The sequence below is a fragment of the Vibrio sp. 1288 genome, assembly GCF_033344475.1.
On sequence record NZ_JAWPOX010000325.1, the window covers coordinates 1 to 814 of the forward strand.

Below are 814 nucleotides of genomic sequence, written 5' to 3' on the forward strand. Positions count from 1 at the left end.
GTTGATGGAGCGTTAAGCGAAGTTCAAAGGCGACTTTGTCTCGCAATTTTAGAAAGGTTTCGAGTTGGCGAAGGAGCTTTGCTAACGGCTTTTCAATCCATTGAACGTTTTCGATCTCAAACAGTAACTCCAAATACACTTGGAACGACTCGCTTGGATGGTAAAAGTCGACAGGGTGTTTGAACTGACCAGTAAGTCGTCCGACGTAGTTGACTAAATCAATATCAAAACGGCGAGCGATGTCTTGCAATGGCAATTCCAGTAACCCTTGCAGCGTTGTTGTGCCCACTCGTTGGAGTTTTTCAACATTGGAGGGCGATAAATCGGTTAGGGTTAATGGCAACGGAAATAAAGCTTTTTGGATAGAAGTTTTATCTTCGCTAAGCACATTCGCACCAGATAATGCCATCAATTTAGCGGAAAAAGGTGAGAAGCCACAACCAAACTGAAAGCTCAATTTTAGTTCATCTAAATGAGTTCGGATTTTATTCCAATAGTTTTGTAATCCTTCATAGAGATTAAGCATTGGCGTCGCACGCAGCAAAATACCTTGGTTTGGCATCAATACGACATCAGAAGTGACCAAATACATCCATTGAGCCACCTCTTGCAACTTATTCCACTCCGTTTGTGGGTGGTAAGGATGTACTTGCAAGTCATGGCACAAAGACGCAGCACTGCCTAAGCCCATATTTGGCTTAATGCCTTGCTGCTTGGCCGTCTCGTTGTATTGAATAATCCGGCAGCGTTGACTTTCGACAATGACGACCGGGTGCTCTTGGTTGTTGCCAAACAGCGCATCCAACTGTAGGTG

1 pseudogene is annotated in these 814 nt (G+C 44.2%); it reads right to left on the bottom strand.

Features of this window, described 5'->3' with window-relative positions:
* Positions 1 to 814: pseudogene (locus tag R8O11_RS26540) on the bottom strand (DNA polymerase Y family protein); the annotation flags it as partial.